The organism is Saccharothrix sp. CB00851 (assembly GCF_001905065.1).
In the GTDB taxonomy this organism is placed as follows: Bacteria; Actinomycetota; Actinomycetes; order Mycobacteriales; family Pseudonocardiaceae; genus Actinosynnema.
This window is the reverse complement of record NZ_LWLC01000016.1, coordinates 99,361-114,788: the sequence shown is the minus strand read 5'-3', so window position 1 is coordinate 114,788 and position 15,428 is coordinate 99,361. Positions and strand designations below refer to the sequence as shown.

Sequence of the window (15,428 nt, the reverse complement as noted above, 5' to 3'; positions counted from 1 at the left end):
GCACCCGAGTTCAACGCTCAGGACGTGGTCGACCCCGAGCGGAACACCTCGACCAACCGCGAGTAGCTGTCGTCGCCGTGCCCGCCCTCGACCGCGGCCCGCACCAGCCCCAGCGTGTACGACGGGAACTCGACGTCGATCCCCCGCTCCCGGCTCTCCCGCACCAGGTCGTCCGCGGCGGGCAGGTGGTGCTTCAACGCGCCGAACGGCACCGCGTACTCACCCCGGTCCACCTCCTCCGCCAACGACGGCAGGTACCCGAGCAGCCCGGTCAACGACGCCGACGCGGCCTCCACGAACCGCTTCACCTCCACGCCCTGGCTCGACAACAACGCCGCCGCGTGCAGGAACCCGTTGAGCGTGCCCCACATCGTGCCGTTCATCGCCAACCCGAACAGCGCCGGCGCACCCGCGTCGTCCCCCAGAAACGTCCCTCGCCCACCCAACAACAACAGCTCCGCCCTATGGCGGTTAAAAGCACCTTCATCGCCCCCGTAGAACACCACCGAATCGGCGTGCCCGATAGCCGGCGCGATCGTCATGATCTGCCCGTGGACGTACTCCGCACCCCGTTCCGCGGCCCACGAAGCCACCTCGCGCGCCTCGCCCGAGGTCCCGTCGGACAGGTTCACCACCACCCGCCCGACCAACGACCCGGCCGACGCCAGGATCGAGCGCGCCGCGTCGTTGCCCTTGACGTTCACCACCACGAGGTCGCTGCTCGCGACGGCCTCCTCCGCCGACGCCGCGACCACCGCGCCCTTCGCGACGAGCGGGTCGGCCCTGCCCGGGGTGCGGTTCCACACCGTGGTCCGTTGCCCACCGTCGAGGAACGCCCCCGCGAGCGCGCTGCCCATTTCTCCCAAACCCAACACGGTCACAGACATGATCGTGACGCTAAAACCTCAAGTTTACTGGAGGTCAAGTGCAGGCAAGATCACGGGCTGCTGAAGACCGGTGTTGATCGTCTTGTCGCACCACGGTCGGTGAGAAGTAAGCTGTCCGGGACCAACGGTCCCGCATTACCCCATTCGAGTGAAGAATGGTCGGAAAATGCGCACGTGGACCCCCGCGAACGATTGGCCGGCAGAGCTGAATGACGATGGCAGGCGCAGCGAGACTCGGTGACGGGCCCGGCAGACACCGGGACACCTTCGCACGCCGCTGGGCCGCCGCCATCGCCCCCGACGCCGTCACCCCGGACACCGCGCCCGACGAACGCCTGGCGGACCTGCTCGCCGGCTTCACCGACACCCTGTGCGCCGCCGTCCACGACGACGGGTCCACGGCGCGGGCGCGCGAGGTCGGCCGCGGCCTGGTCGAGCACGGCCTGGTCGCACCCGAGGCGTTGGAACGCACGCTCACGTTCCTCGGCGAACACCTGCCCACCGCCGTGCCGACCGCGACGCCCTGCCTGATGGCCGTGCTGGGCGCGGTCGCCGCCGGGTTCACCGACGCCCTGCGCCGCCGCACGCTGGACGAGCAGGAACGCCACCACGAGCTGAGATCCACCCGGTCGACTGAATCCGCGGCACGGGCGGGTGAAGCGAAGTTCCGCGCCGTGTTCCAGACCTCGGCGCTGGGCATCGCGGTCTCCGACGCCGACGGCGTGATCCTCGACTGCAACGACGCCCTGCTCACCATGCTGGACCACGCGCCCGGGGAGCTGGTCGGGTCACTCGGCCGGGACCTGATCCACCCGGACGAACGCCACGTGATCTCCCAGCTCGCCCAACTGCTGCACGCCGGTCACGAGCACGTGCGCGCGGAGACCCGGCTGGTCCGCGCCGACGGCGACCCCGTCAACGTGCTCATCGCCCTCGCCCTGCTCCGCGACGACGACGGCGGACCCGCGTTCTACGTGACCATGGTCGAGAGCCTGGACGAGGTCCGCGCGCTGCAGAAGCAGCTGGTCCGGCAGAGCCTGCACGACCTGCAGACGGGCCTGGCGAACCGGGCGCAGTTCGTCGGCTGGCTGGAGGGCGCGGTCGGCACCCGCGGCCCCGACACGCTCGCGCTGGTCGTGTTCGACCTGGACGGGTTCCGCGTGGTCAACGACGCCTTCGGGCACGACGTCGGCAACCGGATCCTCACCGCCGTCGCCGGGCACCTGCGGTCGGTGTTCAACGGGATCGGGCAGCTGGCCAGGATCGGGCCGGACGAGTTCGCCGTGCTGATCCACGACCCGCGGGACGTGGCCACGGTGGTGGCGCTCGCCGAGTCGACCGTCGAACTGCTCGCCGAACCCGTCTGGGTGGGTGACGACGGCATCGGCGTGACCGCGAGCGTCGGCATCGTGGTGCAGCCGGCACGCGGTGCGGACGCCGCCGAGCTGCTGCGCTGCGTCGACCTGACCGTGCGGTGGGCCAAGGACGACGGCAAGGCGCAGTGGGCCCTCTACGACAAGGGACGTGACCAGCGGGAACGTGCCCGGATGCGGTTGGCGGCGTCGATCTCCGGCGGGCTGGAGCAGGGCGAGTTCCGGGTCGACTACGAGCCGGTGCACGCGCTGGCCGACGGTGCGCTGGTGGCCGTCGAGGCGCGGTTGCGGTGGGACCACCCGACGGAGGGCGTGCTCGACCCGCGGGAGCTGGTGTCGCTGTCGACGTGCACCGGGATGGTGGCGCGGCTGGGCAAGTGGGCCATCGCGCAGGCGTGCGCGGACGCGGGCCGGTGGCACGCGGAGTTCGGCGCCGCGGCACCCGTGCTGAGCATGGACCTGACCGCGCGGCAGTGCCAGGAGCCGGAGCTGGTGGCGACCGTGCGGCAGGCGTTGCGGGACGGCGGGCTGCCGGCGCGGCTGCTGCGGTTCGAGCTGAGCGAGCAGTTACCCGCGTTGGTCAACGAGGACCAGCTGGAAGAGCTGACGTACCTGGCGGAGCACGGCGTGGGGCTGATGCTCGACCAGGTCGGCGGTGGGAACGTGCCGATCGACCGGGTGCGGCGGATACCGCTGACGGCGGTGAAGTTCCAGGGATCGCCGGTGTACGGGTTGGCCGAGGGCGCGGACCCGCTGGTGGAGAGCGCGGCGGTGGGCTTGCTCACCTGGTCGGGGACGTTGGGCCTGCCCCTGTACGCGGCGGGCGTGCGCACGGAGTTCGAGGCGCGGCGGCTGGCGGAGTTGGGCGTCACGGGGGCGCAGGGGCCGCTGTTCGGGTCGACGCTGCTGACGTTCGACGAGGTCCGCGCGATTCTCGGCAAGTCCTGATAGGCACTCGGCCCGCTCGTGGTCATCGCCTGGTTGCGGTGACACCGGCCCGCCCCCGTTCCACTTCGGCCACGTCCACCAGGAGCAGCCTGGGTGCGTACCCCGGCACCTGCACCCAGCCCGCGTGGTCGTCCGCGCCGAGCCGCACCTCCACCGCCTTCTCGTACGCCGCCACGTCGATCCCCGGATAGCCCTGACGCACCAACGAGCGGTGCAGGTCCTCGGACACCACAACGGCGAGCGGTTCACGCACTCGGCGCAGTACGTTCTTGAAGCTCGCCGAGTCGAGCAACCGGCACGCGAGGTCGAGCGCCTCCCCGTAACTGCTCCACCGGTCGTAGTGCACCTCGCCGGCGTGCACGACGGCGCGCAGCCGGAACGCCTGATCCGGGCGTTCGGAGTTCGACCTGGTCCGCTTCACCCCGCGCGACGTCGTGGAGTACCTGCTGCGCGACGACCGGCGCGACTACTGGGCGCCGGCCGCCCCCGTGCTGTTCTACCTGTCGCTGGTCAACACCTTCGGCCGCCGCGCGGTGGACGCCGAGGTCGACCGGCTGTCCTGAGCGTTGAATTCACCTGTTCCGAACGTTGGACACTCGCGTTCTGGACGTTGGACTCTCGCGTGCCCGTCAGCCGAGCCAGTCCGGCCGCAGCGGCATGTGCGACGTGGTCCCGTCCAGCTTCACGCCCAGCACCTGGTGCAGCTGGATGTTGTTGCGCTCGAAGCCCAGCCGGGACGCGGCCAGGTACAGCCGCCACACCCGCGCCCGACCCAGCCCCACCTCGCTCACCGCGTCGTCCCAGTGCTCCTCCAGGTTCTCGCACCACGCCGCCAACGTCATCGCGTAGTGCTCGCGCAGGTTCTCCTCGTGCCGCACCTCGAACCCGGTGTCGTGCATCAGCGACACGATGTGCCCCGGCCCGACCAGCTCGCCGTCGGGGAACACGTACCGGTTGATGAACCCGCCGGTCCGCGCGGGCTGCCGGTTGTCCGGCCGGGTGATGCAGTGGTTGAGCATCCGCCCGCCGGGCTTGAGCCTGCCGTACAACGACCGGAAGTACGCGGGCAGCTTCGCCTTGCCGATGTGCTCGGTCAGGCCGATCGAGCTGACCGCGTCGAACCCGGTCTCCCGCACGTCCCGGTAGTCGAGGTAGCGCACCTCGGCCAGGTCGGACAGCCCGGCCTCCACGATGGCCTTCTGCGCCCACTCCGCCTGGTTGCGCGACAACGTCACGCCGAGCGCCTTCACGCCGTACTCGCGCGCGGCGTGCATGACCATCCCGCCCCAGCCGCAGCCGACGTCCAGCAGCCGCATCCCCGGCTTGAGCCCGAGCTTGCGCGCCACCAGGTCGTGCTTGGCGAACTGCGCCTCCTCCAAACTGGACTCCGCGGTCGGGTACACGGCGCAGGTGTACGCCATGGACGGCCCGAGGACCCACTCGTAGAACGTGTTCGACACGTCGTAGTGGTGCGCGATCGCCTCGCGGTCACGGGCCTTGGAGTGCCGCAGACCGCGCAACCGGCGCTCCTGCGGCGGCACCTCGATCTTGGTGCCGAGCCTCGTCCGCCCGAGTGTGGCCAGCAGCTCCAGCCGCTCGCCCCAGGGCAGTTCCGCCAACGAGATCTCGGACAGGTGCTTCAACGCGCCGTACACGTCACCGATGATCTCCAGGTGCCCGGTCACGTACGCGCGCGCCAACCCCAGCTCACCCGGCGCCGATGCCAGGTACGACAACGCCTCCGGGGTGCGCACCTCGATGCTCACCCCCGCGTCGGCCGGCCCCGCGTGGCTGCCGTCGTACGCGCTGAACCGCACGGACGAGCCGCCTCCGACCGCCCGCTGGAACACCTCCGCCAACCGCATGGCCCCGGCTCCCTTCACCTACGGAGAACACACTTGGCGTACAAATCGGGCAACCGGCCCGCCGGGTCGTACCGCTTCTTCAGATCCTGGTACGTCGAACCGTTGTAGTTGTCCCAGAACTCCTCCTCGCCGTAGTAGGAGTCGGAGTACAGGGACTTGTGCCCGCCCAGCTCGGTGACCTTGGCCTCGATCAGCCGGTTCCGGTCGCCCAGCTCCTCGTCGGGCCGCAACGACACCACCGACCAGAAGCCGACGTTGACGTACAGCTCGTCGGGGTCCATCGGGTACAGCGGCCAGCCGGTCCGATCCCGGAGTCGCACCGGGCACAGCCACACCGGGCTGACGCCGATCTCGCGGTGGAAGAAGTCGAGGAACTCGGCGAGCCGGTCCACCGGGATCTCCACGTCCTGGATCACCGGCTCCTGCACCGCCTTGCTCAGCCGGGCGGTCAGCCGGTACCGCCGGTCCAGGGCCACGACCTTGCGGTACACGTCCGACCGCAGGTACCGCTTGGGCACGAGCCGCCGCACGACCGGGTGCTGCACGCCGAACGCGCGCGAGCACCAGAACCAGTCGGTGTCCCACCGCCACAGGTAGTCGCGCACGGTCAGGTAGTCGACGCTGCGCCGCTGGATGGACCGGTAGTAGATGCCGTTGCCGGTGTAGTCGGAGGTGAACGGCGCGGTGTCGGTCCAGTTCGCCAGCGTCAGGTACTGCTCGCGGCCGCTGAACACCGTCCCGTCGATGAAGTCGACCGGTTCGCCCTGGTAGGAGCCCTCCGCGCAGACGGCGGAGATCACCTCGGCGCACTCGGCCGCGTCCGCGAACGGCACGTGCCGCAGCCGCACGTACGGCTTGACCGGCTCCAGTTCGATCTCCAGCCGCAGCGCGTAGCCGAGCGTGCCGTAGGAGTTCGGGAACCCCCGGAACAAGTCGTCGCCCGGACCAACGACCACGACCTCGCCGTCGCCGTCGCCGGTCATCACCTCCAGCTCGCGCACGGACTCGTGCGGCAGGCCGTTGCGGAACGAGCTGGACTCGATGCCCAGGCCCGCCACGGCACCGCCCAGCGTGATCGTCTTGAGCTGCGGCACGACCAGCGGCATGAGGCCGTGCGGCAGGGTGGCGTCGACCAGGTGCTCGTAGGTCGTCATGCCCTGGACCTGCGCCGTCCGCGCGGCGGCGTCCACCGACAGGACCCGGTCGAAGCGGGCCACGTCGAGCCCGCCGGTCTGGTCGGCGCGGAACCGGAAGAGGTTCGACGTCGACTTGGCCAGGCGCACCGGCGCACCGGCCGGGACGGCCCCGTACTGGCCGCGCAACGCGGCCACCGCCCGCTCGTGGTCAGACTCCCGGCTCAGCCGTGGGTGATCCCTCACGGCACCGACGTTAGGCCGCCGTGGCTTGATCAGCACCCCCAAAATTCGGCAACCCTTCAAGTTACCGACGGGTAGTACGCTAGGCGGTTATGACGCACGCCACTCATGAGGTGACCAACCAGGTCCCGCCGCTGGAGGGCCACGACGTCTCCGCCGACCCGGCGTTGCTGGACGGCCTGCGACGCGGCGGGGCGGAGTGGGCCGAGCCCGAGGTACGCGCACTCGGCGTGCTCGCGGGCACGCCACACGTCCAGGACCTGGGCAGACTCGCCAACGCCCACCCGCCCGCGCTGCACACCCACGACCGGTACGGGCACCGGGTCGACGAGGTCGAGTTCCACCCCGCGTGGCACGAGCTGATGACCACCGCCGTCTCCAACGGGCTGCACGCGGCGCCGTGGCGGGACGACCGGCCGGGCGCGCACGTCGCCCGCGCGGCCAAGTTCTACGTGTGGAGCCAGGCCGAGGCGGGCCACGGGTGCCCGATCTCGATGACGTACGCGGCCGTGCCCGCTTTGCGCCGGACGCCCGATTTGGCCGCGCGGTACGAACCGCTGCTCGCCTCGCGCGAGTACGACTTCGGGCTGCGCGCGCCGTCGTCCAAGCGCGGGTTGATCGCGGGCATGTCGATGACCGAGAAGCAGGGCGGCTCGGACGTGCGGGCGAACACGACGCGTGCCGTGCCCGTGGGTGACCACTACGTGCTGACCGGGCACAAGTGGTTCACGTCCGCGCCGATGTCGGACCTGTTCCTGACCCTGGCGCAGGCGCCGGGCGGCCTGTCGTGCTTCGTGCTGCCGCGCGTGCTGCCCGACGGCACGCGCAACGCGATGTTCCTGCAGCGGCTCAAGGACAAGCTCGGCAACAAGTCCAACGCGTCCGCCGAGCTGGAGTACGACGGCGCGGTCGGGTGGCTGGTCGGCGAGGAGGGGCAGGGCGTGCGGACCATCATCGAGATGGTCAACATGACCCGGCTGGACTGCGTGCTCGGCTCGGCGTCCGGGATGCGGCTGGGGTTGACCCAGGCCACGCACCACGCGGCGCACCGCAAGGCGTTCGGCGCGTACCTGGTCGACCAGCCGGCGATGCGCAACGTGCTGGCCGACCTCGCGGTGGAGTCGGAGGCGGCGACCACGGTGGCGTTGTGGCTGGCGGGCACCCGGAGCAGGCTGGGGCTCGCGGTGAGCAAGTACTGGGTGTGCAAGCGGGCGCCCGCGCACGCCGCTGAGGCGTTGGAGTGCTTGGGCGGCAACGGTTACATCGAGGACTCGGGGATGCCCCGGCTGTTCCGCGAGTCGCCGTTGATGTCCATCTGGGAGGGGTCGGGGAACGTGGCGGCGCTGGACGCGTTGCGTGCTCTGGGGCGTTCGCCGGAGGCGGTGGAGGAGTTCTTCGGCGAGTTGGACGCGGCGCGCGGTGCCGATCGGCGGCTGGACGCGGCGGTCGACGGGATCAAGGATGAGCTGACCGACACCTCGGAGTTGGAGGTGCGGGCGCGCAGGCTGGTGGAGCGGATGGCGTTGGCGTTGCAGGGCGCGTTGCTGGTGCGGTACGGGCACCCGGCGGTGGCGGACGCGTTCTGCGCGTCGCGGCTGTCCGGTGACTGGGGCGTGGCGTTCGGCACGCTGCCGCGCGGGGTCGACTTCGGTGCGATCGTGGAACGGGGGTTGCCGAAGCTGTGAGCGTCGTTCGGGTGGAGCGGTCCGGGCCGGTGTTCACCGTGTTGCTGAACCGGCCCGCGGTGCGCAACGCGGTGGACGGGCCGACCGCGCACACGTTGACCGAGGTGTTCCGGGAGTTCGACGAGGACCCTTCGGCGGCGGTGGCCGTGCTGCACGGCGAGGGCGGCACGTTCTGCTCGGGTGCGGACCTGAAGGCGTTGGGTTCCCCTCGCGGCAACGACCCGTCGTCGCCGTCCGGGCCGATGGGTCCGACGCGACTGCGGCTGTCGAAGCCGGTCATCGCCGCCGTCTCCGGTCACGCGGTGGCGGGTGGCCTGGAACTGGCCCTGTGGTGCGACCTGCGGGTGGCCGACTCGGACGCGGTGTTCGGCGTCTTCTCGCGCCGGTGGGGCGTGCCGCTGATCGACGGCGGCACCGTGCGGCTGCCGCGCCTGATCGGCACGTCGCGCGCCATGGACCTGATCCTGACCGGCCGCCCGGTCGCGGCTGACGAAGCCCTGGCCATCGGCCTGGTCAACCGCCTGGTGCCCACCGGCACCTCACGCTCCGCCGCGGAGTCCCTGGCCTTGGAGCTGGCCGCGTTCCCCCAGCTGTGCCTGCGCCACGACCGCCTGTCCCTGCTGGAACAAGAGGACCTGCCCGAGGACACCGCCCTGGCCAACGAACTGGACCACGGCCTGACCTCCCTCGCCGAAGTGGAAAAAGGCCTCCGCCGCTTCCACTCGGGCGAAGGCCGCCACGGCCACTTCTAACCCCGCGCGTGTCCTACGTCGGGAACGCGCGTGTCCTACGTTGGGAACGGGCGTGTCCTACGTTCAGAACACCCGAGTTGAACGCTCGCGACCGCCGCGGCTGTTCTGAGCGTTCAACTCGGGTGTTCCGAAGGTAGGACACGCCCGTTCTGAACGTAGGACACGCGCGGGGGTTAGGAGGTGGGGAGGCCCAGGTCGCGGGCGATCAGCATTTTTTGGACCTCGCTGGTGCCCTCGCCGATCTCCAGGATCTTGGCGTCACGGTAGAAGCGGCCCACCGGGTACTCGTTCATGAAGCCGTAGCCGCCGAAGATCTGGGTCGCGTCACGGGCGTTGTCCATCGCCGCCTCCGAGGAGACCAGCTTGGCGATCGCCGCCTCACGCTTGAACGGCTCACCGCGCAGCATCTTCGCCGCCGCCTGGTAGTACGCCAACCGCGAGGTGTGCGTGCGCGCCTCCATCTCGGCGATCTTGAACTGGATCGCCTGGTACTCGCCGATCCGGTGGCCGAACGCCTCCCGCTCGCCCACGTACCGCAGGCACTCGTCCACGCACCCCTGCGCCAGCCCGACACCGATGGCCGCGATCGCCACCCGACCCTCGTCCAACGTCTGCAGGAACTGCGCGTACCCGCGCCCGCGCTCGCCGACCAGGTTGCCCAACGGCACGCGGCAGTCCTGGAACGACAGCTCACGCGTGTCGGAGGCGTTCCACCCGACCTTGGAGTACTTGCGCGACACGGTGAACCCCGGCGTGCCCGACGGCACCAGGATCGCCGAGATCTCCGGCTTGCCGTTCTCCCGCCGACCGGTCACGGCGGCGACCGTGACCAGGCCCGTGATGTCCGTGCCCGAGTTGGTGATGAACGCCTTGGTGCCGTTGAGCACCCACTCGTCACCGTCGATCCGCGCGGTCGTCCGCAAAGCGCCCGCGTCCGAACCACCACCCGGCTCGGTCAGCCCGAACGCACCCAGCACCGAACCCGCGCACAACCGGGGCAGCCAAGCGGCCTTCTGCTCGGCCGAACCGAACCGGAACAGCGGCATGGCGCCCAGCGAAACGCCCGCCTCCAGCGTGATCGCCACCGACGAGTCGACCCGCGCCAACTCCTCCAACGCCAGGCACAACGCGAAGTAGTCGCCGCCCATCCCGCCGAACTGCTCCGGGAACGGCAGCCCGAACAGGCCCATCCGCCCCATCTTGGCGACGATCTCGTAGGGGAACTCCTCGCGCTCGTAGAACCCGCCGATCACCGGCGCCACCTCGTCGCGCGCGAACTCCTCGACGGTCTTGCGCAGCGCCTCGTATTCCTCATCAAGGCGGAAGTCCAACATCGTTCACTCCTCGTGGGGCACGACGACGGCCAGGGGTTGGTCCAGCGCGACCTGTTGGCCCGCCTGGACGTGCACTTCGGTGAGCACGCCGGCCACGGGTGACGTGACGGTGTGCTCCATCTTCATCGCTTCGACCACGAACAACGCCTGCCCGGCGGTCACGTGCGAGCCCTGCTCGACCCGCGCCACCAGCACCGTGCCGGGCATGGGGCTGGTCACCGGCCCACCGCCCGCGACGGCGCCCGACGCGGCGACCTCGGACGGCCGGGTCTCGGTGAGCGCCCACGCGTGACCGTCCCGGCCCAGCCACAGCACGTCCCCGTCCCGGCACATCGCATACAGTCGACCGTCTACAGTCAACTGCCCACCTTCGACCGTCACGGTGTGGCGCGACGGTTGATTGTCTGCAATAGCCACCTCATCGCCACGCACACGCACCTCGACGCCGTCGATCAGCCACCGGGTCCACGCGTGCTCGCCGACCCGCCAACCATCCGACCGCGCCCACGGGTCGTCACCGCCGCCCAACGAGAGCTGCCGCTCCAACGCTGCCGCGACCAGCACCTCGTCCGGCCGTTCGACCGCCACGAGCGCGTCGAGCTTGCGCTCCACCAGACCGGTGTCCAACGCACCCGCCCGCACGTCCGGATCCGTCAACAACGCCCGCAGGAACGGCACGTTCGTCGTCACGCCCAACACCGTGAACCGACCCAACGCGGCGTCCAGCCTGCGCAACGCCTCCTCCCGCGTGGCACCGTGCGCGATCACCTTCGCCAGCATCGGGTCGTAGTCGCTGCCCACCACGAGCCCGACGCGCAACGCCGAGTCCACCCGCACGTCCGACGGCTCGTGCAACGCCAGCACCGTGCCACCGGTCGGCAGGAACCCGCGCGACGGGTCCTCGGCGTAGACGCGCGCCTCGACCGCGTGCCCGACCATCTCCACCGACGTGAACCCGAGCGGTTCACCCGAAGCCACCCGCAACTGCCACTCCACCAGGTCGACGCCGGTCGCCAACTCGGTGACCGGGTGCTCGACCTGGAGCCGGGTGTTCATCTCCATGAAGAAGTAGTCACCGGACGCGCCGTCCACGATGAACTCGACCGTGCCCGCGCCGACGTACCCGACCGACCGGGCCGCCTCCACCGCCGCCGTGCCCATGGCGTCCCGCATCTCCGGCGTGACCAGCGGTGACGGCGCCTCCTCGATGATCTTCTGGTGCCGCCGCTGCAGGCTGCACTCGCGCTCGCCGAGGTGCACCACCCCGCCGTGCGCGTCGGCCAGCACCTGGATCTCGATGTGCCGCGGGTTGCCGATGAACCGCTCGATCAGCAACGCGTCGTCGCCGAACGACCCGCGCGCCTCACGCCGCGCCGACTCGATCGCCTCACGCAGCCCGCTCTCGGACCCCACCAGCCGCATGCCCTTGCCACCACCACCGGCGGACGGCTTGAGCAGCACCGGGAACCCGATCTCGGCCGCCGCGGCGACCAGGTCGTCGTCGGTCATGCCGACCTCGGTCCGCCCCGGCACCACCGGCACGCCCGCCGCCGCCACGGTCAGCTTGGCGCGGATCTTGTCGCCCATCGCCTCGATCGCGTCGGCGGGCGGCCCGATGAACACCAGCCCGGCCTTCTCGCACGCCCGCGCGAACTCCGCGTTCTCGGCGAGGAACCCGTACCCGGGGTGCACGGCCTGCGCGCCCGAAGCGAGCGCGGCCTCGATGATCCGCTCCACCGACAGGTAGCTCTCGCGCGCCGACGCGGGCCCGATCCGCACCGCCTCGTCGGCCAGCCGCACGTGCAGCGCGTCGGCGTCCGCGTCGCTGTGGACCGCCACCGACCGGATCCCGAACCGCCGCAACGCGCGGATGACCCGTACCGCGATCTCGCCCCGGTTGGCGATCAGCACGCTGTCGAACATGCTCGTCACATCCTGAAGACGCCGTAGGAAACCGGCTCGATCGGGGCGTTGGCCGCCGTGGACAACGCCAGGCCCAGCACCATCCGCGTGTCGAGGGGGTCGATCACGCCGTCGTCCCACAGCCGTGCCGTGGAGTAGTACGGGTTGCCCTGGTCCTCGTACTGCTGTCGGATCGGCGCCTTGAACGCCTCTTCCTCCTCGGCCGACCACGCGTCGCCGAGCTGGTCGCGCCGCACCGTCGCCAGCACGGACGCCGCCTGCTCGCCGCCCATCACGGAGATCCGCGCGTTGGGCCACATCCACAGGAACCGGGGCGAGTAGGCCCGCCCGCACATCGAGTAGTTGCCCGCCCCGAACGACCCGCCGATGACCACGGTGAACTTCGGCACCCGCGCGCACGCCACCGCCGTCACCATCTTCGCACCGTGCTTGGCGATGCCCGCGGCCTCGTACTCGCGACCCACCATGAACCCGCTGATGTTCTGCAGGAACACCAGTGGCACCGACCGCTGGTCGCACAGCTGGATGAAGTGCGCGCCCTTCAACGCCGACTCGCCGAACAGCACGCCGTTGTTGGCCACGATGCCGACCGGGTGGCCGTGGATGCGGGCGAACCCGGTGACCAGCGTGGCGCCGTACTCCTTCTTGAACTCCTGGAACCGGCTGCCGTCCACGATCCGGGCGATGACCTCGCGCACGTCGTAGGGCGTGCGGCTGTCCGTGGGCACCACGCCGTACAGCTCGGCGGGGTCGACCGCGGGCTCGACGGTCGGCTCCACCTGCCACGGCCGCGGTGCGCGCGGACCCAGCGTGCTGACGATCGAGCGCACGATCCGCAACGCGTGCGGGTCGTCCTCCGCCAGGTGGTCGGTGACGCCGGACGTGCGCGAGTGCAGCTCACCCCCGCCCAGTTCCTCGGCCGTGACGACCTCGCCGGTCGCGGCCTTCACCAGCGGCGGGCCGCCGAGGAAGATCGTGCCCTGGCCGCGCACGATCACCGCCTCGTCCGACATCGCGGGCACGTACGCGCCGCCGGCCGTGCACGAGCCGAGCACGGCGGCGATCTGCGGGATGCCGCGGGCGGACATGGTGGCCTGGTTGAAGAAGATCCGGCCGAAGTGCTCGCGGTCCGGGAAGACCTCGTCCTGCCGGGGCAGGAACGCGCCGCCGGAGTCCACCAGGTAGACGCACGGCAGGTTGTTCTGCAACGCCACCTCTTGGGCGCGCAGGTGCTTCTTCACCGTCAGCGGGTAGTAGGTGCCGCCCTTGACGGTGGCGTCGTTGGCGACGACCACGACCTCGCGGCCGGACACGCGGCCGACACCGGTGATGACGCCCGCGGCGGGCGCTTCGTCGCCGTACATCCCGTTCGCGGCCAGCGGTGAGAGTTCGAGGAACGGCGAACCGGGGTCGAGCAGCGCGTCGACCCGGTCGCGGGGCAGCAGCTTGCCACGCTCGACGTGCCGCGTGCGGGCCTTCTCCGGACCGCCGAGGGCGGCTTGGCGGAGCTTGGCGCGCAGGTCGTGCACGAGTCGCGCGTGTTCGTCGTGGTAGCGCCGGAAGGCGTCGGCCGACTTGTCGGCCGTGCTGCGCAGCACCGGGGCGTCCATCGGGCTCCTCGCGGTTAGCCGTCGTTAACCTAAGGAGATGTTAGCGCTTGTTAACGCCGGTTCACAAGCCGAAGGGGGCCGCGGGTGCGGCCCCCTTCGGGTGGTACCGGTCCGACTCAGCCCGTGACGGCGGTGAGCTGCGGCAGGTAGCCGAGGCGCTGGCCGTTGCGGTTGGGGTGGTAGGACTCCTCCACCGGCCAGGACAGGCTGTTCAGCCACCAGTCCGACGAGCAGATCTCGTGCCCGGTGAACGCCGTGCGCAGGTCGCGGTAGGAGAACGCCTTCGCGCCCGCCCGGGCGGAGATGACCTGGTGCAGGGTGTCGGCGGCGGAGTTGATCGCGGCGCGCTTGGTGTCGCTCAGGCCGACCGAGCAGCTGCCCGGCACCTTGTAGAGGCGCGGGTAGCCGAGGACGACGACCCTGGCCGACGGCGCGCGGTTGCGGATCTGCGTGTAGACGTTGTCCAGCAGGCCGGGCAGGGTGCCGGTGGCGTAGGCCTTGGCCTGGTTGACCCGGTTGACGCAGGTCGAGTCGGAGCCGAACGTGCAGGTGGTGATCACGTCGGTGAAGCCGGCGTCGTTCCCACCGATCGAGATGCTGACCAGGGAGGTCGTCGAGGTCACCGCGCTGATCTGGTTGGCCAGCACGTCACCGGTCCTGGCGCCGGAGCAGGCCACGAACTTGAACGACGCGGGCGCGTGCGAGGCCGCCCAGAGGGCCGGGTAGCTGTACGGGCTGCGCTTGCAGCTGCCGGAGTCGCTGTAGTACGAGCCGGTGCCCGTTCCGGACGAGTAGGAGTCGCCGAGCGCGACGTAGTTGGCGCCGGCGGCTTGGGCCGGCACGACGAGCGCCAGCGTGGCGACGAGCGCCAGCGCGGCGCTGGACAGGGTTCGGACAAGGCGCATCGGAGCCTCCCGGAGGGAAACAACGCAGGGTGTGATGCGGAGCACGCCAAGAGTTACCAGCAAGTAGTCCTATATAAAAAGAGTGGGTCAAGAGTTAACTACGCGTTTCGACCGCCGGCCGGTGATCGTTTCCCGACGGCCGGGTTAACGCCCGTTTACGTGGACTGGGCCCGCCGTTTAAGATGGGCGGCGTGCCAGCCGAGCCAGCGAAGCAGACCCGCCGGGACCAGATCCTGGCCGCCGCCGCCGAACTGTTCGCCCGGCACGGCTTCCACGGCGTCGGCATCGACGACATCGGTGCTGCCGTGGGGATCTCCGGGCCGGCGCTGTACCGGCACTTCCGCAGCAAGGACGCGATGCTGGGCGAGATGCTGACGTCCATCAGCGAGCGCCTGCTGGACGGCGGGCTCAACCGGGTGGCCGCTTTGGGCGACCCGGCGCGGGCACTTCGGGAATTGATCCGCTGGCACGTCGACTTCGCGTTGGACGACCCGGCGTTGATCACCGTGCAGATCCGCAACCTGGCGAACCTGACCGACCCGGACCGGCGGCGGGTGCGAGCGCTCCAGCGGCGTTACGTCGAGGTGTGGGTGGAGACGATCCGCAAGACGTCGCCGGAAGTGGACGAGCCGACCGCCCGTGCGGCGGCGCACGCCGTCTTCGGGCTGATCAACTCGACGCCGCACAGCGCCCACTTGGACCGCGACCAGATGGCGGCGTTGCTGTCGCAGATGGCGCTGGCATCGCTGTCGGGGGCGCTGCCGTAGTAG

At 70.5% G+C, this 15,428-nt stretch carries 13 protein-coding genes; 5 read left to right on the top strand and 8 right to left on the bottom strand.

The window, feature by feature from the left end; all coding sequences use genetic code 11:
- Positions 1-17: 17 nt before the first annotated feature.
- Entirely contained in the window at positions 18-887 is an 870-nt protein-coding gene (locus tag A6A25_RS17855; RefSeq protein ID WP_073891490.1) for an NAD(P)-dependent oxidoreductase, read from the bottom strand.
- Positions 888-1,102: 215 nt separating this feature from the next.
- Between A6A25_RS17855 and A6A25_RS17850 the strand changes: the two genes are divergently transcribed.
- A complete protein-coding gene (locus tag A6A25_RS17850) occupies positions 1,103-3,208 on the top strand; it encodes a putative bifunctional diguanylate cyclase/phosphodiesterase (protein ID WP_143193232.1) in 2,106 nt (701 codons plus the stop codon).
- A 22-nt stretch (positions 3,209-3,230) separates the two neighbouring features.
- Here the strand turns inward: A6A25_RS17850 and A6A25_RS17845 are convergent, their stop codons facing one another.
- Positions 3,231-3,629 carry a hypothetical protein gene (locus tag A6A25_RS17845; protein WP_073891486.1) on the bottom strand — a complete coding sequence of 133 codons (399 nt, stop codon included), beginning with the start codon at positions 3,627-3,629 and terminating at the stop codon, positions 3,231-3,233.
- A 13-nt stretch (positions 3,630-3,642) separates the two neighbouring features.
- Between A6A25_RS17845 and A6A25_RS46345 the strand changes: the two genes are divergently transcribed.
- Positions 3,643-3,771 carry a hypothetical protein gene (locus A6A25_RS46345; protein WP_274534323.1) on the top strand — a complete coding sequence of 43 codons (129 nt, stop codon included), beginning with the start codon at positions 3,643-3,645 and terminating at the stop codon, positions 3,769-3,771.
- 66 nt (positions 3,772-3,837) lie between these two features.
- On the opposite strand, the gene A6A25_RS17840 is transcribed toward A6A25_RS46345, so the two are convergent.
- Complete coding sequence (locus tag A6A25_RS17840) at positions 3,838-5,073, bottom strand: class I SAM-dependent methyltransferase (protein ID WP_073891484.1); 1,236 nt, start codon at positions 5,071-5,073, stop codon at positions 3,838-3,840.
- Positions 5,074-5,087: 14 nt separating this feature from the next.
- Positions 5,088-6,452 carry an FAD-binding oxidoreductase gene (locus tag A6A25_RS17835; RefSeq protein WP_073891560.1) on the bottom strand — a complete coding sequence of 455 codons (1,365 nt, stop codon included), beginning with the start codon at positions 6,450-6,452 and terminating at the stop codon, positions 5,088-5,090.
- Between the two features lie 89 nt (positions 6,453-6,541).
- On the opposite strand from A6A25_RS17835, the gene A6A25_RS17830 reads away from it, so the two are divergent.
- Together A6A25_RS17830 and A6A25_RS17825 are read left to right on the top strand one after the other, a co-directional pair.
- Entirely contained in the window at positions 6,542-8,134 is a 1,593-nt protein-coding gene (locus tag A6A25_RS17830) for an acyl-CoA dehydrogenase family protein (RefSeq protein ID WP_073891482.1), read from the top strand.
- Positions 8,131-8,886, top strand: coding sequence for a crotonase/enoyl-CoA hydratase family protein (locus A6A25_RS17825; protein WP_073891480.1), 756 nt, complete (start codon positions 8,131-8,133; stop codon positions 8,884-8,886). The genes A6A25_RS17830 and A6A25_RS17825 overlap by 4 nt, the downstream gene beginning before the upstream one ends.
- Positions 8,887-9,059: 173 nt before the next feature.
- On the opposite strand, the gene A6A25_RS17820 is transcribed toward A6A25_RS17825, so the two are convergent.
- The 4 genes from A6A25_RS17820 to A6A25_RS17805 all read right to left on the bottom strand — a co-directional run bounded on the left by A6A25_RS17820 (position 9,060) and on the right by A6A25_RS17805 (position 14,658).
- Positions 9,060-10,220, bottom strand: a complete 1,161-nt coding sequence (locus tag A6A25_RS17820) for an acyl-CoA dehydrogenase family protein (RefSeq protein WP_073891478.1) — start codon at positions 10,218-10,220, stop codon at positions 9,060-9,062.
- A 3-nt stretch (positions 10,221-10,223) separates the two neighbouring features.
- Complete coding sequence (locus A6A25_RS17815; protein ID WP_073891558.1) at positions 10,224-12,143, bottom strand: acetyl-CoA carboxylase biotin carboxylase subunit; 1,920 nt, start codon at positions 12,141-12,143, stop codon at positions 10,224-10,226.
- A gap of 5 nt (positions 12,144-12,148) precedes the next feature.
- A complete protein-coding gene (locus A6A25_RS17810) occupies positions 12,149-13,753 on the bottom strand; it encodes a carboxyl transferase domain-containing protein (protein ID WP_073891476.1) in 1,605 nt (534 codons plus the stop codon).
- 116 nt (positions 13,754-13,869) lie between these two features.
- Positions 13,870-14,658 carry an SGNH/GDSL hydrolase family protein gene (locus tag A6A25_RS17805; protein ID WP_073891474.1) on the bottom strand — a complete coding sequence of 263 codons (789 nt, stop codon included), beginning with the start codon at positions 14,656-14,658 and terminating at the stop codon, positions 13,870-13,872.
- A 182-nt stretch (positions 14,659-14,840) separates the two neighbouring features.
- On the opposite strand from A6A25_RS17805, the gene A6A25_RS17800 reads away from it, so the two are divergent.
- Positions 14,841-15,425: an SACE_7040 family transcriptional regulator gene (locus A6A25_RS17800; protein WP_073891473.1), complete on the top strand. Its 585-nt coding sequence runs from the start codon at positions 14,841-14,843 to the stop codon at positions 15,423-15,425.
- Positions 15,426-15,428: the final 3 nt, after the last annotated feature.